Origin of the sequence: Methylomonas sp. MK1 (genome assembly GCF_000365425.1) — a bacterium.
Lineage (GTDB): Bacteria > Pseudomonadota > Gammaproteobacteria > Methylococcales > Methylomonadaceae > Methylomonas.
This window is the reverse complement of sequence record NZ_AQOV01000002.1, coordinates 1,524,988-1,544,187: the sequence shown is the minus strand read 5'-3', so window position 1 is coordinate 1,544,187 and position 19,200 is coordinate 1,524,988. Positions and strand designations below refer to the sequence as shown.

Below are 19,200 nucleotides of genomic sequence, written 5' to 3'. Positions count from 1 at the left end.
CACGCGTCCGAGTGTCCTGATGGACTCCTCTAAATGTCAAACTTCAGCTGTCTCCCCGGCAGAGCCGGGGGATTTCTCATTTTTGGTTAAAATCGCATGATTAATCTTGGTCGACGGACGCTGCAACGTGCAAGCCATCCAATCTAGCAAATGATTCTGTTCCTCCCGATTCGGATACAGATAATTTAGGTGCTCAAGCCACAGCTCCACGTCCTCCCGCGTAGCCTCATCAGGTAAACTGACGCCAGGATCGCGCCAAATATTCCAAAGCACCGCACCGTCACGATGAACCGGGTTATCCGTTTCGCCAGGCAGATAAATCAGACCGTCAACCTTGATAGTGGCTGGATTTTTTAGAAAAACAGCCGATGGTTTGTGATCAGGAAAGACATGCAGAAACGCACCGTCGAAACCGTCTCGACTCAACTCGTTGCGCGTCACGGTATCGAATATCCGATTGTGATTTTTCAGAAATACAAAGCGCTGAAATTGCTCAGTATTGCCTGGCGGGGCCGCATTGGGTTTACGCTTTGATTTATTTGCCTGCGCTGGTTTTGATGTTTCTGTCTGAGTGGCTTCAGTCTCATAAACCGACAAAGGCGGCTCAGGTGGTCGAGATACTTCCGGCGGCGAATAACCGTTGCCTTTGGCAATACCAAACAAGGTAGCCAGGTTTACCCCGCCACCCGGCTTGAATGAATTCCAAACTCGCCGCTGATCAGCCAGGTTGAACTTGTCCGACTGCTGCGACCACTCACCCCACAACCCAAAAGCCTGATCACCTGCCCCGGTTGAGTGTAACGCCATGCCTATGGTGCGCCATTGGTCTCTGTCGTCAAAGTCTGGAATAAACCCCAGTGCCGCGCGGATTTTCTTAACTTCAACCGCCGCTAAAGGATTTGCGACCGCTGGTTCAGATTGCGGCAGGATCGCCCGCTTTTTAGCGCGTAACTTTGCTAGAAGGTTACTTGGCATATCCGGCAAAGATGCACCTTCCAAAGGCGAATCACCATCCCAATAATATTTGCCACCCGTCACATGATTGGATGGTTCGACAACAATAAACCCACCATCCCCGCGAAGATCGATCCCCGGGTAAAAGTTGGTTGTCGACACACACTCTTGACCGGCATATTTGAAACAAATATGACTACCACCTGAACCGGTCACCTGTACCACATCATCCGGGATTGGGCCGAGTTCACGCTTCATCTGCTCCAGCGCATCATCGCCACCATGGCGAGGATCAACATCGAGTACAAAAAAACCAGAGGCCGCGCCGGTTCGAATACCGATATTCGCCTTAGGCCATTTTTTAAACCAGGCATTTAATGTCTTTGTATCCGTAGCGGCATCAAGCAGCCCTTTCTGCAATAGCGGATGTTTGCCAGCAGACCGGCAATCAGTTTTGCCGCAGCTGCATATACCCCGCTCGGTAATCCAGTGCAACGGCAACACTGGCCAGCCCAGCGCCGCATACTTCAATGCGTACTCAAATCGGGATTCAATTGCTGGCATTGAGCGCCTTCTTGTAATGCTCGGTAACGAATGCCACCCGGTTACCCCGCAAGCACGTCACGCAATAGCCCTCACGCATTAAGCGCTTTTTGCAGGTGCCGCCGCATAGCCGGCATTGCCACATAGGTTCCTGCTTTTTGTAACAGTTTTTAAACTTCGTCATCAAAATCACCCATTCTCATTTGCCATCGGTCCGACTCGACCGCAATCCGCGCGGCCACGTTGATAAGTCGTCTGAAAGAGAATTAGGCTTTTTGACTAGCAAACCACTTCGTAAATAATCGCTCGTTGATGTAAAACTTTCTGGCCGACAAAATCACCGCGCCGGACTTTGACAATCCATTGCGCGCGCGATTACGCATGAACCAAGTCAATTGACCGGGTGTGAACTTGTCAGCGTACTTTTCCTGGAATTTTTCAAGAATAATAATCTCCCCTCGAGAAACATCATTCAAACCGGCGCAAGCGCCGGCAAAGTTGCCTTGTTGTTTTTCCATAGTTATTCCTCATTAATATTCATGGTGTTGAAATTTGAAAGCGACTCAAAGCGCCTGGACATATTGTCGCGCAGATCAAAGAATACAAAGGCAGTCAAGGAGTTTCAGGGTCCAAGCGAGGGAAAATCAAATGGTTTTGATTTGTTTGCATCAATGCCGCCTCTAGCGTGTGAAGTTCTGCCGCGTTTCGCAGCATTACGGACATTATGCGAATGGTTTGGAGCGATGTAAGAAAGATAATATGTCTATTATCTTTCCCCTTATTTATCAGATATTTGCTGGAGATTTTGCGGTATTTATTGCCTTATTTTTGCGTTTATCTTCCTTTTTCTGCTTGCGTTCATATTCTTCAGCAGTTGTATCTATATCTTTCCGCCAATCCGAATCGACATATCTCTTAAATTCAACCACTGGAAAAGGAGGATTGAACAGCCTCTCGAAGTCAACCAGGGGGAGAGTTTTGATTTTCTCCGGCAACAGCCCATCATCAACCATACGGCTCAGCAATCCGAGAAAACCCCTGGCAAAAAACGCAGGGTTAAACTTCTTTCGGTTTGAAGCCTTAAACGCGTCCCGATAAGGCGAGTTACGACCAAAATCTTCAGCAACTTGTTGCCCATAGGCAAGAATCAAACTTTCAAATGTCGGCATTGGAAAATCCGTGTCATAAAAAGCTCCAACATCACCACTAAATTTCTGGAATTTTTGCGCCAAGACACCGTCGGATGCGTCATAAGCGACCCAATCTGCCCACTGTCGAATAGGCTCAGGCAGCGAGTTTGATTGAATATCGACTGCGCGTTGTAGCAATCCAGAATAAATAGAGGATTGAGGGCTACTAATCCAATGAACGCCACCAATTTCAGCCAAACCATTGACTAGCCGAACAATTTCCTCAGTTTTTTGTTTGATTTGCCCTCTGATCTCATCAGCTTTTTTACTCTGTGACCAGCCCTTTGCTAGGGGTGATAAGCCTAATTCACACGCACTTTTTTCTTTTCCGATTCCCCAAATCATCCAAGCTCTATGTAACCAGAAACAAAAAATCATCATGTGTTCGTCACTTTCTAAAAGTTCACAAATCTTTCGCAACGACTCGACACAGTGATTTTTTGAGGCAATAAACTGATTGATTATTTCAAGGTGGCCACCTTCGTGCGCAGCATAAACAGTGAATGTACGAATGATATCGTGAGCTTTTTTGAAATCCTGAAAATGAGGATTTTCGAAACCAAGAAACGGATACCGAAACAAATGCCCCGCCCTAGGCGGCAAATTTTGGCTAGCGACCCATCTATCGATCTCGCGCTCAGTCATACTAACTATGACCACATCAACACCTCTCTAGTGTGATTCTCAAAAAAGATACCAAGCCAGGCGGGTGAGAAATCCGCTTTTCGCCCCGTCGGGCTAGGCTTGGTAAAACAGGTTAAGCCGCCTCTGGTCGAGGCGCCGGCGTGACATTAGGGCGCGGCTTCTGGCGGGCCTGCCATAAGTCATACTCGGCCTGCATACGCACCCACGTTTCGGCAGTCGGGCCACTGGTCCAGGCTTCCAATCGAATCGCCATTTCCGCACTGATCGCGGCCTTGCCGTTCCGGGGAGTCGCTATTTTTGCCGAAAGATCTTTTCGGGCATCCTGCTGGAAAAAATCGGCAAAAATTACGCGACCGCTTATGCCTTCGGCGCCCCGATTCGTCCGCGTCACCTCGTTCCGACCCAACCAGGGGTCGAAACATCGGCTCTCGCATGACTTAACGCCGTGTCGCGATGCCTTGCAGGTTTTCTCCGCTTCGCTGCGAAAACCCGCCCGGCGCTACGGCTATCGGGGACTAAAAATCTTCACTTCGCTGGCGCTCCGTTTCCAAGATTTTCAGCGAATGACCCGCGACAATGCCACGCGGGACACACCCAATTGCGATGCTGCCTCGGTAACGCCAATCCCCAGTTCGGGCAAGATGTCCTCTTTCAAAATACTGCCCGGATGGGGCGGGTTAAATTGGGCGGTCATGCTGCCGCCTGCCGATGTGCCGACAGTTTCAGCCCGACCGCCTTAGTAACAGCCAGCAGGGTTTTGATGGTGGGGTTACCTTTGGGCGACAAGGCCCGGTATAAGCTTTCGCGTTTAATACCCGCCCGCTCGGCAACTTCCGCCATACCTTGCGCTTCCGCAATCTGGCGTAGTGCTGCCAATAACGCTTCGCGGCCGCCGGGCTGGTCCACCTCTTCTAGCGCCGCGGCCAGGTATTCATTGGCAAACTCGGGATCTTCGCGCAATAGCTCGATAACCGTTTGGTCGTGTGGTTTTGATGCTTCACTCATGGTGTGTTCTCTGCTTCCAGTCTTTCCAATAGGCAACGGCTTTGTCGATGTCGCCCTGCTGTTTGCGCTTGTCGCCACCGATCAGTAACAGCAGCAGCTTGGCCCCGGCCTGCGCGTAATACACGCGATAGCCGGGACCGTAATCAATGCGTAGTTCCCATACGCCGTCTTGTATGGGCTTGCAGTCGCCAAGATTACCGGCGGCCATGCGTTGCACCCTGGTTAATACGCGGGCTTTCGCCTGTCGATCCGCCAAGGCCGACAGCCAATCCTTGAAGGGCAGCCGGCCATCGGCTGCCTGGTAGTCTTCAACCTGGTACATTGTGAATTATAAGTTACAGATAAGCAACTCCAAGCGGCTTACTGTTCCGCACTGGCCTCGCCTGAGTTCCAGGCGTTAATGGTGCGATCGATAGCCGTCAATTCATCGATTACCACCCCAATTGCTGGCAATAATTCGCTGTTCTCTAACGGAATAAACAGTAGCTCCAAAATGCAACGCGCCCGCTCGGTTTTAATCACTATGTCATCAAATAGCTCTATCAGGTTGCCCGCATTACTACGATTGTTGGTTTCACGATCTTGGTTTTCTGTATTCACGGTATTCTCCTAATTATTTTTGCCGAATGGCGGCGGTCATGACGCGTTCCACCAGCTTCGATTTGTGCTCGGTGGATAGATGCGCGTAGCGTTTGGTGGTTTGGGTGGATTTATGGCCTAACACTTCGCCGACTTCGTACAACGAAGCGCCGGCCATCGCCAGTAAACTGGCGGCACTGTGGCGTAAATCGTGAAACCGGAAGTTTTCGATTCCCGCTTCTCGCAACGCCTTATCCCAATGTTTTTTGAACTCGAACGGTCGTTCGGGCTTGTTCTCGCTGGCAAAGAGTAAGCCGGCACCCACCCGGCGCTGCGGGCGTAGATGATCCACTACAAAATCCGGCAACGGACACCAGCGGGGTTCGCCGTTTTTGCTGGTTGCCAACCTGGCCAGGTTGTTATCGAAGTCGATGTCACTCCAGCGGAGGTTAAGCACTTCGGCTTTACGCATGCCGGAAGTCAGCGCCATCAATACCAACAAATGCAGCTTATCCCAGTCTGATTTTTGACACGCCGCCAGCAGCCGCACCCGTTCGCCTTCATCCAGGAATCGATTAATCTGGTTGTTAACCTTGCGAGCGGCCACCCGGGCGACCGGATTGGCAACAATATAGCCCTCGAAAATCGCATATCTGAAAATCGCCGACAGCACGGTACGATAACGATTGACCGTAGACGGCGAACGGTCTCGATTAATTGCTTTGGTCTTGCCGGCGCCATCGCCACGCAGCACCTTGCCCGCTTCAAAGGCTTTAAGCCGTTGGCGAATCATATCCGCGCTGATGTCGACCAACTTATAATCGCCCAGGCAGGTTTGCCAATACTGGGCCCGCCTGGCTTGGTTGACTGCGTCTTTGCCTTGCCATTGCCGCATGTATTCGTCGACCAGATCAGCAAACCGCAAACCCGCACCGCGCGAGCCTAAGGCCTCCATCATTTCATGGTCTGACTCGATGCGCTTTACCCAGGCTTGCGCATCACCTTTGCGGGTGAAGGTTTTGGATTTTATTGCAATGCCGCGCTGGGTGATGATCGCTTTATAGACGACACCTGACTGGCGTTCAATTTTTCGGATGGTGGCCATTAGGCAGGCCTCTCTTCGCTGAAAGCTGCCGAAAATTGCGGCAAAGCGTAGTCTCTCAGGTCGAGTGATAGCGCAAGCTGCCGCAATGTTTCCGGATCAGAGTCTACCGGTAACGATTCAAGCAATCGCTCATATACGTCTCGGCCCCGTGACAGGGAATAAAGTATGCCTTTTCGTGGATCGTCATCACCCTCGCCAACATAAAAGCAGCGCAGATCTTTAAGGCAATACCCTGTCAAGCCAAAAACGTTGCCAAAGCGCCGCGCCTCACCCTCTGTGGGAAAGCCGGGAGAGGCCAACAAATGATTGTCAGGATGATGAACAGTCCAAAGTCGAATGACTGGGTGGTCGTAGGCGCCGCATGTCGTGCACTGCACGCTGCCGCCGTCGGGAAAATACGGATAAACCTCAGCAGGCAAGAAAAACCCTTCAGGATCACCGCATGAAGGACAATACGCAAACCGGTCAAATAGGAAATAGTCTGAAATTGCACTAGGAACGACCGGACCCGCGTTGTGTTGACTTTTAGGAATATTGGTCATGTCATTCCACCCCGCGGCTAGTTAACGGCTCCACGACCTGTGGAAACCTATCGAAGACCAAGGGGCTGCTTTCCGAATAATTGCAGCCAACATCCTCAGCCAAACAATTGATGGTGTTCTGTGCATCACCGGCAATTGAGTGTATTGCCTGGAGCGCGTTACGTAAAAGGCGTGGGTTGGTATGAAATTTTGTACTTTCAGACGCGCAAATAAGCAAGTCTGAAATTAATTCGATTAAATCAAACGCTTCTTGCGAAGTTTGATCGATTTGAGTGATTGTTTGTTTGAACGTTTGGACATCAGCACCAGGTTCTGGTCGTGATGTTGATGGGGTTTGTTTTGAATTTATTGCGGACATAAAAAAAGCCCTCGATGTAACACAGGTTCTCTGGAACCTTTTTGAAAAAATCCACATGAGCCCTAAACGGTGCCCTGTGGGGTTTTTTTCAACGTGTTAAACCGATGGCTTTATGATTCTTATCCTTAAAAATCAATCAGTTATCTGGTAGCGGGGGCAGGATTTGAACCTACGACCTTCGGGTTGTAAGGGCGATGCTCTCCCAGCTGAGCTAAGCACCCGACTAAAGGCCGCGCATTTTATCCAAAACTCGAGCTGCTGCAAAATGTTTTGTTAACTTTGCGATGCAAATACTCTTGCCACACGTGCAGTTGCCAAAAGTTTGCATTCTCCGGACAGCAAGCCAGTACGAGCAAACTATTTCTATACAAAGTTATGCTCACCACCCAAAAAACCATCCCCTGTACGCAAACCGCAAACGCTGTCCGTGTAAGCTTATTTTCCGGATATATTGAAAAATCCCGGTTTTAAGTTACTTTTATGTAGGCTTATGACTACGAAAGATGAAAGCCTGGATGGTCAATTATGTTTCAAGCCAAATTTGGCGAGGCACATCTAAGTCACCGGAGACACGTTCTACTAAGCGCTAAACCAAGCGCAACGAAACGGAACAATCGAAAGCAGTGACAGGGTTAATAATCCCGGCGCGAGCAATACTTAAACCCTTATACGTTTATCGACAAAAATCTGATGAGTAAAGGCACCACTTACATACCGATTTACGATTTCTCACCGAGCATTAACGCCGGTTATCTAAAACAAATCCTGCCGCTGCTGGTGCGGCATAATGTGGCGGCCAATCCCATCAATTACGCCATTTGGTACGACTATGTAGCCGGTGATAACCCGACCTTAAACAAAGCCGTTGACTTGTTGCTCGCAGAAAACCAGGCCTTCGATTATGACAACAGCGTCGAGCTTTACAAATCACATATTTGTAATGCGTCTTTGGAATCTTTTGAGCAAATCAACCGACAACTGCACAAAGTTATTGAACAAGCCACTAGCGCGATCAACGAAACTTATAACAAGGCCGAACAAACCAACGATAGCTTCCAGAAAAAATCTGTCATTTTGGAGAATTTCTCCGCGTCCGACGGATTGAAAATCGTCTTGCAGGAAATCATTCAGGAAACAAAAGCCCTGGCAATCACCAGTCAGGCCATGCAGGCCAAGCTGACCGATGCTAACCGTGAAATGGAACAACTACGTGCAGAGCTTACACAAGCAAGGCAAATCGCCACTACCGACGGCCTAACTGGCCTATTGAATCGGCGCGCATTCGACATGACCTTGGCGGAAATTATCGAACAATCCGCACCCAATACCGCTTGCCTGTCGATGCTGGATATAGACCATTTCAAACGCATTAACGACACTTACGGCCACACCATCGGCGACAATGTCATTAAATATGTGGCCTCTTTAATGAAGAAACACGCTGAAGATCATCATCATGTGGCGCGTTACGGCGGCGAGGAACTGGCGATTATCATGCCCAATACCAGCCACGAAAAGGCGGTAGAAATATCCGAAAATATTCGCAACGCGATGGAAACCAGCCGCTTGCAGCGCAAAAACGATAACCAGTCACTGGGTAAAATCACCTTGTCGATCGGCGTTGCCAGATTGCAACCGGGCGACAATCCGGAAAGCTTTATCGTCCGCGCCGATAACGCCCTGTATAAAGCCAAGCAAAGCGGCCGCAATCAAGTAATACATTCATGAACATTTCAGAATATCCGCCGCAGCCGATTAGGGTTCGCTGAGGCGTTGTACCACCAAACTGCCCACCATATCGCCCTCGACATTTACCATGGTCCGCACGGTATCGAGTACACGATCTATGGGTAACAATATGGCAATGGCTTCGGCCGGCAAACCTACCGACTGCAACACCATTATCATGGTCACCATGCCGGCGCTGGGAATACCCGGCGCGCCGATGGCGGCGATCATCGTAGTAAAAAACACGATCAATTGCTGAGCCAAATCCAACTCAATACCCGCCAAATTAGCCACAAATAGCGCGGCAGCCGCTTCGTAAAGCGCGGTGCCATCCATGTTGACGGTTGCACCCAACGGCACCACAAACCCGGCAATACTGGGTTTGACATGCAGATGCTGTTCGACACAGCGCAAGGTGACCGGCAAGGTCGCCGAGCTGGAACTGGTGGCAAACGCGGTCATCAATGCTTCCCGAGAACCGCGAAAAAACTTTAACGGCGTGATTTTGGTAACTAGAAATAACAATAGCGGCAACACGACGAAGCCATGCAGCAATGTCGAGCCCACCACAACCGCTACAAACTCAGCTAGGCTGCTTAACAAAGCCATGTTCTGCGTCGCTAGCAACTGTGCCAGTAGTGCCATGATGCCGAACGGCGCCAGCCGCATGATCCAGCCGACCAAGCGCAACATCAATTCCAAGCATTCCTGCATTAAAAGTAATATGTTTCGATACCGGTCCCCGCCAACTACCAAAGCTATGCCCAGCAGTAACGCAAACATCACGATCGCCAGCACGTTGGCTTGCGCCAGCGCCGCGAACGGATTGACAAACAAGCCGTGTAAAAAACTGGCGATGAATTCGGCAAACGTCATCTGCTTGGCGGCAAAACCCTGACCGGCATTCTGAAACAGGTCCAGATTCAGGCCCTTACCCGGCTCGAACCAATTGGCCGCGCCCAAGCCCAACAAAATGGCCAAGACCATGGACACTGCGAAAAATCCCAGCGTAGACATCCAAACCCGGTGCAGTTGGCTGTGCATGCGCAAATTGGCGACACCGACCGCTATAGAGGTAAATACCAAAGGCACCAATACCATTTTCAGCAAGTCCATGAATAAGTTACTCAAGAGACCGCAAAAGTATATACCCTGTTTTGTAAGGGCTGCTTCCGGCCCAAGCTTGGCGAACCCTAATCCCATTAGGACACCAAACACGGCACCGAGAAAAATCTGTGTATTTAATGCGACTTTCAATCCGACCTCCTGAAAATGCTAATATCGTAAAATGCCAAAATACTGAGATTTATAATAAGCAAACTAACACCCCCAAAGCGACATACATTGAGTCCGGCCCTACGACAGGGGATTTCATCATGACACCGGCGAAGATTGGCTTTTGGCTTATCTACTTCGGTAAAATCAGCTGCTATGACGACAATCACCGACAACACCGAAACTTGTTTATGCGGCTCCGGCCTGCATTATCCGGAGTGCTGCGGCCGCTATCACAGCGGCGAACACTTCCCGCCAACGGCAGAAGCCTTGATGCGCTCGCGTTTCAGCGCTTATGCCCAACGCAACGTGGACTATTTATTAAATACTTGGGAAACAAGCAAACGCCCCGCAGCAATCGATTTTTCCAAGGAAACCGCGCAGTGGCAAAAACTCGTTATAGTCGACACTAAGAAAGGCAGTGCGCACGACAGCAAAGGCATGGTCGAGTTTAAGGCTTTTTACCGACAGGACGGCGAAGACTATTTCATGCACGAAATCAGTCGGTTCGTTAAGACGGATTCGCGCTGGCTCTATCTGGACGGCGTCATCAAAGCCGCGGGCAAAGTTGCGATAAGCACGGAAACCGGCCGGAATGCGCCTTGTGCGTGCGGCAGCGGCAAGAAATTTAAACGTTGCTGCGGGCGCTGAAAACCGACCCGCTGAACCGTCACTAAGTCAACGAGCCGCATCCACAAAATTCAATTGCTTCCAGGCTTCGTACAGCACTATGGCAACGGTATTCGACAGATTGAGACTGCGGCTTTCCTTACGCATCGGCAAATACAGTTGCAACGCGGCCGGATGTTGATTCAAAAATGCGGTTGGTAAGCCGCGGGTTTCCGGACCGAATAACAAGGCATCTCCAGCTTTATAACGCACCTCGCTGTACCCGGTGTGGCCTTTGGTGGTTAACGCAAATAAACGCTGCGGCTTGGCTTTTTCGACGTAATCGTGCAAGGAACCGTACTGGCGGATGTTCACCCATTCATGATAATCCAGCCCGGCGCGACGCAGACGTTTGTCGTCCAAGTCAAACCCCAGAGGCTGGATTAAATGCAGATGCGCACCGGTATTAGCGCATAAACGGATGATATTGCCGGTATTGGCCGGTATTTCCGGCTCGAACAAGACAATATCCAGCATTGCTTTAGTATTTTTCCACGTCCACCGGCGACAGTTTCCAAATCTCGCGGTTGTATTCGCTAATCGTTCTATCGGTGGAAAACTTACCGCTGGCCGCTGTATTCAGAATACTCATTTTGGTCCAGCGCTCTTGATCGCGCCAAGTTTGTTCAACGCGCTTTTGCGCTTCCAGATAACTGCGGAAATCAGCGATAGTCATCCACGGATCGTGCGGACTTTTAATCGAGGCAATGATGTCGTCGAAAATGCCCGGCTCGAACTGATTGAAATGTCCGCATTCCAGCAAGCGCATCACGCCTTGCAAATCGCTGTCCTGATTGATGAACCATTGCGGATCGTAATGTGGACGGAGCGCCTCCACTTCGGTTTCGGTCAAGCCGAACAGGAAGAAATTGTCGGCACCGACCTCTTCACGAATTTCGATGTTGGCGCCGTCCAACGTACCGATGGTCAGCGCGCCGTTCATCATAAATTTCATGTTACCGGTACCGGACGCTTCCTTACCGGCAGTCGAAATTTGTTCCGACAAATCCGCGCCCGGACAGATTTTCTCCATCGCCGACACGCAGTAATTGGGCATAAACACCAATCTCAGCTTGTTACCTACTTCCGGATCTTCATTTATGACATTGCCGACATTGTTAATCAGCTTGATGATTTTTTTCGCCATGACATAGCCAGGCGCCGCCTTGCCGCCGATCAAGACGCAACGATCCACCCAGTTTTGCGTATCGCCGCGTTTTATTCGATCATAAAGATGGATCACATGCAGCACATTCAAAATCTGCCGTTTGTATTCATGAATGCGTTTGACCTGCACATCGAATAACGCATCAACGTTTATTTCAATATCGTGTTCTTCTTTTTTGTAATCGACAAGACGCTGTTTGCTGGCCCGATTTAAGTCGTACCATTTTTGCCTGAACGCAGCGTCTTCGGCGTAAGGCGCTAGTTTGGACAGCTGAGAAAGGTCGGTAATCCAACCATCACCGATAGTTGCGGTAATAAACTCGGCCAATTCCGGATTACAGCCGGCCAGCCAGCGTCTGGGGGTCACACCGTTAGTTTTGTTATTAAATTTTTGCGGCCACAGCTCGAAAAAGTCTTTAAACAAGCCTTCCTGCAACAACTTGGAATGCAATTCGGCGACACCGTTGACCGAAAAACTACCGACGATGGCCAAAAATGCCATCCGCACCTGTTTTTGATGACCTTCTTCGATGATGGACATCCGCGCCATACGTGGATTGTCGCCTGGCCAACGCGCAGACACTTCCGCCATGAAGTGCGCGTTGATTTCAAAAATAATTTCCATCAAGCGCGGCAGCAAATGCTGCATCAGATTGACCGACCATTTTTCCAAGGCCTCGGGCAACAAGGTATGGTTGGTGTAGGCCATCGTGTGTCGAGTGATGTGCCAGGCTTCTTTCCAAGGCAGACCGTGAATATCCATCAGTAAGCGCATTAGCTCGGCCACCGCGATGCTGGGATGGGTATCGTTGAGCTGGAAGCAGTTTTTCTCGGCAAATTTACTGAAATTATTACCATGGCGACCCACCCAGTTAGCGATGACGTCCTGCAAACTGGCGGACGCCAACAGATATTGTTGTTGCAGGCGCAAGGCTTTGCCGTTTTCGTTGGCGTCGTTGGGATACAACACCATCGTAATGTTTTCGGCGGTGTTTTTCTCGGCCACCGCTTCGGCATAATCGCCGGCATTGAACTCTTGTAAATTGAACTCTTCCGTGGCGATGGCTTTCCACAAACGCAGGGTATTGACCGTGCCGTTTTTATACCCCGGCACCGGCGTGTCGTAAGGCATGGCAATCACGTCATGGGTATCCAGCCAGCTGGTGCGCTTGTTGCCTTTTTCGTCGATGTGCGTTTGCGTGTGGCCGCCAAACTTGATGCGGTGCATGTACTCAGGACGCTCGATTTCCCAAACATTGCCCATCCGCAACCAATGATCCGGTTTTTCGACCTGCTCGCCATTGACGATTTGTTGCGAAAACATACCGTATTCGTAACGCAAACCGTAGCCGGTGACCGGCAATTGCAAGGTGGCGCAACTGTCGATGAAACACGCGGCCAAGCGTCCCAGACCACCGTTACCTAAACCGGCATCCGGTTCGCTTTCGATGAGTTCCTCGGCTTCCAAACCCAAATCGTAAAGTGCTTGCGTCACGATATCGTCAACCCCGAGATTCAACATAGCGTTGCTCAGCGAGCGCCCCATCAAAAACTCCATCGACAGATAGAAGGCTTTTTTACAGTCGGAGTCCCGATAGACGTTGTAGGTTTTTTTCCAGCGTTCGACCAGACGGTCGCTGATCGCCAAGGACAAGGCCTCGTAGGCGTAATGCGGGGAACGGCAGTTTTGATCGCGCCCGAGACGATGACTGTAATAGTGTTTGAAATCGGCGATGAAATGCTTTTTTTCCATGCCCAACTTGGGGAGCTTGGTAATATCGGCGGCGGGATTACTCTTATTAAAGACTCTATGCGGCATAGTGCTTACCCTTGAGGACAGTGAAAATTAAAAGCCGTGGGCCGCTTGATTGTGCAAGGCTGAAAGCGATGCAGAAGGCCCTCTAAATCGAATTGTCGGGCAGCCGCGACACCCGGTTTGAAGCGTCGCGGTTAAACATTAGTTCAATTTGCCGTGGCATTGCTTGTACTTTTTACCCGAACCGCACGGGCATGGGTCGTTACGGCCCACTTTGGTGCCGAGTCTGACAAAAGGCTGCTCCGCGCTCTCCGAGTCTGAGTCAGACTGAGCTGCTTGTGCCGCCGGCTCTTCTTCAAAAATGGAGTGAGCTTCCGCGTGTTCGTAATGCATTTCCAGCGGTGCTTGGCGTTGTTCGTCGATCGCCTGCACGTCTTCTTCACGCGCCACCTGCACTTTGGCGAGTATGCCTACCACTTCCTGTTTGATATGCGTCAACAGGCCGGTAAACATTTGGAACGACTCGCGTTTGTACTCCTGCTTGGGATCTTTTTGCGCATAGCCTCTGAAATGAATACCTTGGCGCAATTGGTCCATCGCTGCCAAATGTTCTTTCCAGCTATTATCCAGCACTTGCAACATGACCGATTTCTCGAAATGCCGCAGCACTTGCACACCGACGGCCTCTTCACGGGCACGACTTTCTTGTTCGGCTTTTTCGATGATCAACTGGCGCAATTTCGGTTCGTTCAGTGTACGGTCGCTCTCCAGCATTTCCATTAACGGCATCTGCAGATTAAACTCTTGCTGCAAATGCGTTTCCAAACCACGCACATCCCATTGTTCTTCCATGGTTTTCGGCGGAATGTATTCGGTGATGACGTCGTTCAGTACGTCGGCACGAATTGCGTTGATAATGTCGTTGATGTCTTCGGCAGCCATCAATTCATTGCGCTGCGCGTAAATAACCTTACGTTGATCGTTGGCGACGTCATCGTAAGCCAGAATTTCTTTGCGAATATCGAAGTTACGATTCTCCACCTTGCGTTGCGCGCTTTCGATGGAACGCGTCACCCAAGGATGCTCGATAGCTTCACCTTCTTCCATACCCAGTTTTTGCATCAAACTGGCGACGCGCTCGGACGCGAAAATCCGCATCAAATCGTCTTCCAGCGACAGATAAAAACGGGTCGAACCCGGATCGCCCTGCCGACCGGAACGGCCACGCAATTGGTTGTCGATCCGCCGCGATTCGTGGCGCTCCGAACCGATCACATGCAGACCACCGCTCGCCAACACTTTTTCATGTCTTTCCAGCCACGCAGCGCGTACTCGCTCTTTATCGGCTTCGCTGGCATCCGGACCCAAGGCTGCCAGTTCGGCATTCAGATTACCCCCCAGCACGATGTCGGTACCGCGACCGGCCATATTGGTAGCGATGGTGACAGCGCCCGGCATACCGGCATTTTCGATAATGTGCGCTTCGCGCTCGTGCTGTTTGGCATTCAAGACTTCATGGCGGATGTTTTGTTGTTGCAGCATCCGAGAAATCAATTCAGAGTTTTCGATCGACGTCGTACCGACCAAGACCGGCTGGCCGCGCTGCACGCAATCCTTGATATCTTCGATGACGGCGTTGTATTTTTCCCGCGCCGAAAGATAAACCAAATCGCCTTTGTCTTTGCGTATCATCGGTCTGTGGGTAGGAATAACCACCACTTCAAGACCGTAGATTTTGTTCAACTCGAACGCTTCGGTATCGGCGGTACCGGTCATACCCGACAACTTGTTGTAAAGCCGGAAATAATTCTGGAAGGTAATCGAAGCCAGTGTTTGGTTTTCGTTTTGAATGGTCACGTTTTCCTTGGCTTCCATCGCTTGATGCAAACCCTCGGACCAGCGCCGACCGCTCATCATCCGGCCGGTGAATTCGTCGACGATAATGACCTGACCGTCCTTCACCACATAATCTACATCCTTCTGGAACAGCACATGCGCCCGCAAAGAGGCATTCAGGTAGTGCATCAAGCGGATATTCGCGGCTTCGTATAAGGTCGAGCCATCGGCTATCAAGCCGTGCTCCGCCAACAAGCGCTCAACGTGCTCATAACCGGCTTCGGTCAGATGAATCTGCCGGGATTTTTCGTCCACCGCATAATCACCGGGCATTTGATCCTGCTTCTCCGGATCGTCGGCTTTTTCCTGTTTGGTCAGGTAAGGAATGATTTGATTGGTCTTCAGGTAAATATCGGTACTGCCTTCCGCCTGGCCGGAGATGATCAACGGCGTTCTGGCTTCGTCGATCAAAATAGAGTCAACCTCGTCGACGATGGCAAAATTCAGATCGCGCTGGACTTTTTGTTCCAGGCTGAAGGCCATGTTGTCACGCAAATAATCGAAACCAAATTCGTTGTTGGTGCCGTAAGTAATATCCGCCGCATAGGCAACCTGGCGTTGCTCATGGGTCAAATCGCTGACGATGACGCCGGTGGTCAAGCCCAGGAAACCGTATAGTTTGCCCATCCATTCCGCGTCGCGGCGGGCCAAGTAATCATTGACGGTAACGACATGTACGCCTTTACCCGGCAAGGCATTCAAATAGGCGGCCAGAGTGGCCATCAGGGTTTTACCCTCACCGGTTTTCATCTCGGCTATCTTGCCGCTATGCAAGACCATACCGCCGATCAACTGCACGTCGAAATGACGCATGCCAAATACGCGGGTCGAGGCTTCGCGCACGGCGGCAAAGGCTTCTGGGAGTAAATTGTCTAAGTCTTCGCCTTGGGCCAGGCGGTCGCGAAATTCCTGCGTCTTGGCTTGTAACGCCGCATCGGATAATTTTTCGTATTCGGCGGCCAGCGCGTTGACTTTCTTGACTAGCTTGCGTTTCTTCTTGACCAGCCTGTCGTTGCGGCTGCCAACTACCAATTTAACCAGCTTACCCAGCATGATATTTCCAGAGTGAGAGTGAACCAAAGTTTGCGATTATAAACGGTATGGGGCAGCTGTGACCAGAAAACAAGCCCGGCAAGCTAGGACGATTGACCAGCCGGTTTTTGTAAATCGGCTATTTAAATACCGCTATCGGCCATTTAAAACGCGATTTTTGCTTTGCAGCCTCAGCCTTACTCCACAATTGGGCGATTTCCATCAAAGCAAAGTCTGCGCTCGCTGGAACATGGACAAGCCTATCGATCAGCGTATAATTCGCCGGCTTCGGCCCTTGTGGCGACAAGCATTCGACATCATTACTGGCTTTAAAAACTTATGAAAATAGTGATTCTCGGTGCCGGCGTTACCGGCTCTTCGGTTGCCGGCGCATTGGCCAGTGAAGAAAACGATATTGTCGTTATCGATAAAAATGCCCAATTGCTCACCGCATTGAAGGGCCGCCTGGATATAGCCACTGTTGAAGGTAACGCTGCCCATCCCAGCGTGCTGGAACAAGCCGGTATTCAGGACGCCGACATGGTGATTGCCGTTACCGACCGCGACGAGACCAATATGCTGGCCTGTCAGGTGATTAACACCCTGTACAGCAAACCCAAAACCATCGCCCGGGTGCGCGCCATCGACTTTCTAAACCACCCGGAATTATTTGCGCCGGGCGGTATTGATATTGTCATCAGCCCTGAGCAGGTCGTCACCGAATCCATTCATAATCTGATCAAATACCCCGGCGCGCTGCATGTGTCGGAGTTTGCCGACGGCTTGGTCAGGCTGTTTTCGATTCGCGTGGTGCCGACCGGCTTTCTGACCGGTAAACGCATCCATGCCGTGAAAGAAAAACTGGCCGACAGTATGATCCGGGTCGCCGCGATTTTCCGCGACGGCAAAGCCATCGCGGTAAACGGCGAGGCGGTGATTGCCACCGGCGACGAAGTATTCTTTGTCTGCCCGCGCGATAAAGTCCGTAAAACCCTGGTGGATTTGCACAAGCTGGAATCGCCGATCAAAACCATTATGCTGGCCGGCGGCGGCCATGTCGGCAAGCGACTGGCAATTGCCTTGGAAAAAAATTATCACGTCAAAGTCATCGAGCAAGACATCGAACGCGCCCGAGAGATCTCCAACGATTTGCGTAATACCTTAATTTTGCATGGCGACTGCACCGACGAATCTCTGCTGCAAGAGGAAATGATCGAAGACATCGACTTGTTCTGCGCGATTACCAATAATGACGGCATCAACCTGATTGCCGCCGGTCTGGCGAAAAAACTCGGCGCCAAAAAAGCCATCTGCCTGATCAACAATAATTCCTACCTGAAATTATTGGACGGCACCGAAATCGATCTGGCGATTCAACCAAAACTGGAAACCTTGGGCGGCATCCTCAAACACGTGCGTAAAGGCGACGTAGTCGGCGTCAGCTCGGTGTGCGGCGGCAGTGCGGAAGCGATCGAAGCGATTGCTCACCGCAGCAAGAACTCCAGCTCAGTGGTTGGCTTGCGGGTAGATCAGGTCAACTTACCGGACGGCGTCATATTAGGCGCGCTAATTCGCGAAAAGGAAGTGATTCCGGTGCATCACGACACCGTATTCGCGGAAGGTGATCACGTAGTGATGTTTGCGCTGAACAAGAAAATGGTCAGAGACATCGAAGGCTATTTCCAGCCGATCTAGTCCGCCAAATCGGCATCGATAAAAGCCAGTGCCCGCTGCGGCAAACCGTCTTTGCTCTCGCCTTGCAAAGACCTCTGGCTGTCTTCATGTACCGCTGTCATAAACTGCAACAATTGCATTTCAATTTTCATTTTTTCCTGCGGGTCTTGGGCATCCCACATTCGATTCAATAACTGCTTGGCGTGATGGTGGATAGTGAACGCCACTGCTTCCGGTAGATGGGCGTAACTACTGCGTAAAGACTCCTTCAGCTTATCCAGTGATTGCAGATATTGCTGATAGTCTTTTAAATCCTGCTGACATTGGGTTTTCACCATCGCCAGCTCGTTGCTGTTGCGGGCTTTGTTGACGGCCAGCTCATGAGCCAATTGCTGCGACTGTTTTTTCAGTTGCGCCACCAAAGCCTGTTCCGCCAGCGCCTTGGTTTGCCGCAGTTCGGCGACATCTTCGTGCCTGGATAAATGCCATTGCAGATTGTCGTCGCGACTGCGCCGCAAAAACGCCAGTGCGTCACCCAGCCAGCGACTAATCGGCGACATGGAGCTGTTGGCGTAAAGCCAGCATCGCCGCGGAATCGGCTTGTTTACGATACGTGCGCAAGGATTTACGCAGATTTTTATATCGAGTGGCCGGCAGTTGCGCCCGCACCGCTTGCAATTCATGGCTAATTGCCACAGATAAGGCCCAGGCCTGTTTGCGGTTATCGGCTACCAGCAGGCGTTGCCGCTTGAATCTGTGCCAATAACTTAATTGTCGGCATTCGGCAGACTTGCGCCGCGCCAGATCTTGCTGGCGAACCTGTAAAGACAATAGTTGCCGCACCGCCGCCGATTCGCGGCTGAAATACCCGCGCAGTTCGCGGCAAACCGCCTTAAATAACATCATCAGACCAAGCAAAGCCAATAGAGCCAAAGCCAGCAACATGACTTTACTGGCTAACAGATAAAACAAACCCATCAGCAAAGCCAAACCAAACTGCAAACAGACGAAACCGAGCACAAACAGCAGCATCGCCAAACTGCCAAGCAATAGTCCGCCATAGAGGAGCCGTCCGAACATAG

Annotated in this window: 21 protein-coding genes; 3 read left to right on the top strand and 18 right to left on the bottom strand. The window is 50.8% G+C overall.

What is annotated here, in order from left to right; translation table 11 throughout:
- Nucleotides 1–36: 36 nt before the first annotated feature.
- The 12 genes from G006_RS27410 to G006_RS26405 all read right to left on the bottom strand — a co-directional run bounded on the left by G006_RS27410 (nucleotide 37) and on the right by G006_RS26405 (nucleotide 6,921).
- A complete protein-coding gene (locus tag G006_RS27410) occupies nucleotides 37–1,518 on the bottom strand; it encodes a bifunctional DNA primase/polymerase (protein ID WP_020485749.1) in 1,482 nt (493 codons plus the stop codon).
- Entirely contained in the window at nucleotides 1,505–1,681 is a 177-nt protein-coding gene (locus G006_RS28710; RefSeq protein WP_020485748.1) for a hypothetical protein, read from the bottom strand. Before G006_RS28710 ends, G006_RS27410 begins: the two co-directional genes overlap by 14 nt.
- Nucleotides 1,682–1,763: 82 nt before the next feature.
- Complete coding sequence (locus G006_RS0123875) at nucleotides 1,764–2,015, bottom strand: hypothetical protein (protein WP_020485747.1); 252 nt, start codon at nucleotides 2,013–2,015, stop codon at nucleotides 1,764–1,766.
- 267 nt (nucleotides 2,016–2,282) lie between these two features.
- Nucleotides 2,283–3,332 carry a hypothetical protein gene (locus G006_RS0123870; RefSeq protein ID WP_020485746.1) on the bottom strand — a complete coding sequence of 350 codons (1,050 nt, stop codon included), beginning with the start codon at nucleotides 3,330–3,332 and terminating at the stop codon, nucleotides 2,283–2,285.
- A gap of 112 nt (nucleotides 3,333–3,444) precedes the next feature.
- Entirely contained in the window at nucleotides 3,445–3,723 is a 279-nt protein-coding gene (locus G006_RS26415) for a helix-turn-helix transcriptional regulator (RefSeq protein ID WP_235048909.1), read from the bottom strand.
- 165 nt (nucleotides 3,724–3,888) lie between these two features.
- On the bottom strand, nucleotides 3,889–4,026 hold the full coding sequence (locus G006_RS26410; protein ID WP_020485744.1) for a helix-turn-helix transcriptional regulator: 138 nt from the start codon (nucleotides 4,024–4,026) through the stop codon (nucleotides 3,889–3,891).
- A complete protein-coding gene (locus G006_RS0123860) occupies nucleotides 4,023–4,337 on the bottom strand; it encodes an addiction module antidote protein (protein ID WP_020485743.1) in 315 nt (104 codons plus the stop codon). The genes G006_RS26410 and G006_RS0123860 overlap by 4 nt, the downstream gene beginning before the upstream one ends.
- A complete protein-coding gene (locus tag G006_RS0123855; protein WP_020485742.1) occupies nucleotides 4,330–4,659 on the bottom strand; it encodes a type II toxin-antitoxin system RelE/ParE family toxin in 330 nt (109 codons plus the stop codon). Before G006_RS0123855 ends, G006_RS0123860 begins: the two co-directional genes overlap by 8 nt.
- Before the next feature lie 38 nt (nucleotides 4,660–4,697).
- Nucleotides 4,698–4,937 carry a hypothetical protein gene (locus tag G006_RS0123850; RefSeq protein ID WP_020485741.1) on the bottom strand — a complete coding sequence of 80 codons (240 nt, stop codon included), beginning with the start codon at nucleotides 4,935–4,937 and terminating at the stop codon, nucleotides 4,698–4,700.
- 13 nt (nucleotides 4,938–4,950) lie between these two features.
- Nucleotides 4,951–6,021, bottom strand: coding sequence for a tyrosine-type recombinase/integrase (locus tag G006_RS0123845; RefSeq protein WP_020485740.1), 1,071 nt, complete (start codon nucleotides 6,019–6,021; stop codon nucleotides 4,951–4,953).
- Nucleotides 6,021–6,563: a hypothetical protein gene (locus G006_RS0123840; protein WP_020481567.1), complete on the bottom strand. Its 543-nt coding sequence runs from the start codon at nucleotides 6,561–6,563 to the stop codon at nucleotides 6,021–6,023. The genes G006_RS0123845 and G006_RS0123840 overlap by 1 nt, the downstream gene beginning before the upstream one ends.
- A gap of 1 nt (nucleotide 6,564) precedes the next feature.
- Nucleotides 6,565–6,921, bottom strand: a complete 357-nt coding sequence (locus G006_RS26405) for a hypothetical protein (protein ID WP_033193885.1) — start codon at nucleotides 6,919–6,921, stop codon at nucleotides 6,565–6,567.
- A gap of 690 nt (nucleotides 6,922–7,611) precedes the next feature.
- Between G006_RS26405 and G006_RS0123830 the strand changes: the two genes are divergently transcribed.
- Nucleotides 7,612–8,649 (top strand): GGDEF domain-containing protein, encoded by a 1,038-nt coding sequence (locus G006_RS0123830; RefSeq protein ID WP_020485739.1) that lies wholly within the window; start codon nucleotides 7,612–7,614, stop codon nucleotides 8,647–8,649.
- A 27-nt stretch (nucleotides 8,650–8,676) separates the two neighbouring features.
- Here G006_RS0123830 and G006_RS0123825 read toward each other — a convergent pair whose 3' ends face one another.
- On the bottom strand, nucleotides 8,677–9,906 hold the full coding sequence (locus G006_RS0123825) for a dicarboxylate/amino acid:cation symporter (protein WP_026147269.1): 1,230 nt from the start codon (nucleotides 9,904–9,906) through the stop codon (nucleotides 8,677–8,679).
- 174 nt (nucleotides 9,907–10,080) lie between these two features.
- Between G006_RS0123825 and G006_RS0123820 the strand changes: the two genes are divergently transcribed.
- The gene (locus G006_RS0123820; RefSeq protein WP_020485737.1) at nucleotides 10,081–10,575 is read left to right on the top strand and encodes a YchJ family protein; all 495 of its coding nucleotides are present in this window, start codon (nucleotides 10,081–10,083) and stop codon (nucleotides 10,573–10,575) included.
- A 27-nt stretch (nucleotides 10,576–10,602) separates the two neighbouring features.
- Here the strand turns inward: G006_RS0123820 and trmL are convergent, their stop codons facing one another.
- The 3 genes from trmL to secA form a co-directional block, all read right to left on the bottom strand.
- Nucleotides 10,603–11,070 (bottom strand): tRNA (uridine(34)/cytosine(34)/5-carboxymethylaminomethyluridine(34)-2'-O)-methyltransferase TrmL, encoded by a 468-nt coding sequence (trmL, locus tag G006_RS0123815; protein ID WP_020485736.1) that lies wholly within the window; start codon nucleotides 11,068–11,070, stop codon nucleotides 10,603–10,605.
- Between the two features lie 4 nt (nucleotides 11,071–11,074).
- Nucleotides 11,075–13,579, bottom strand: a complete 2,505-nt coding sequence (locus tag G006_RS0123810) for a glycogen/starch/alpha-glucan phosphorylase (RefSeq protein WP_020485735.1) — start codon at nucleotides 13,577–13,579, stop codon at nucleotides 11,075–11,077.
- A 138-nt stretch (nucleotides 13,580–13,717) separates the two neighbouring features.
- Nucleotides 13,718–16,465: a preprotein translocase subunit SecA gene (gene secA / locus G006_RS0123805; RefSeq protein ID WP_020485734.1), complete on the bottom strand. Its 2,748-nt coding sequence runs from the start codon at nucleotides 16,463–16,465 to the stop codon at nucleotides 13,718–13,720.
- 318 nt (nucleotides 16,466–16,783) lie between these two features.
- Between secA and trkA the strand changes: the two genes are divergently transcribed.
- A complete protein-coding gene (gene trkA, locus G006_RS0123795) occupies nucleotides 16,784–18,139 on the top strand; it encodes a Trk system potassium transporter TrkA (RefSeq protein ID WP_020485733.1) in 1,356 nt (451 codons plus the stop codon).
- On the opposite strand, the gene G006_RS0123790 is transcribed toward trkA, so the two are convergent.
- Together G006_RS0123790 and G006_RS0123785 are read right to left on the bottom strand one after the other, a co-directional pair.
- The gene (locus tag G006_RS0123790) at nucleotides 18,136–18,678 is read right to left on the bottom strand and encodes a hypothetical protein (RefSeq protein WP_020485732.1); all 543 of its coding nucleotides are present in this window, start codon (nucleotides 18,676–18,678) and stop codon (nucleotides 18,136–18,138) included. The two genes, trkA and G006_RS0123790, sit on opposite strands and share 4 nt — an antisense overlap.
- A complete protein-coding gene (locus tag G006_RS0123785; protein ID WP_020485731.1) occupies nucleotides 18,665–19,198 on the bottom strand; it encodes a hypothetical protein in 534 nt (177 codons plus the stop codon). The genes G006_RS0123790 and G006_RS0123785 overlap by 14 nt, the downstream gene beginning before the upstream one ends.
- Between the last annotated feature and the right edge of the window lie 2 nt (nucleotides 19,199–19,200).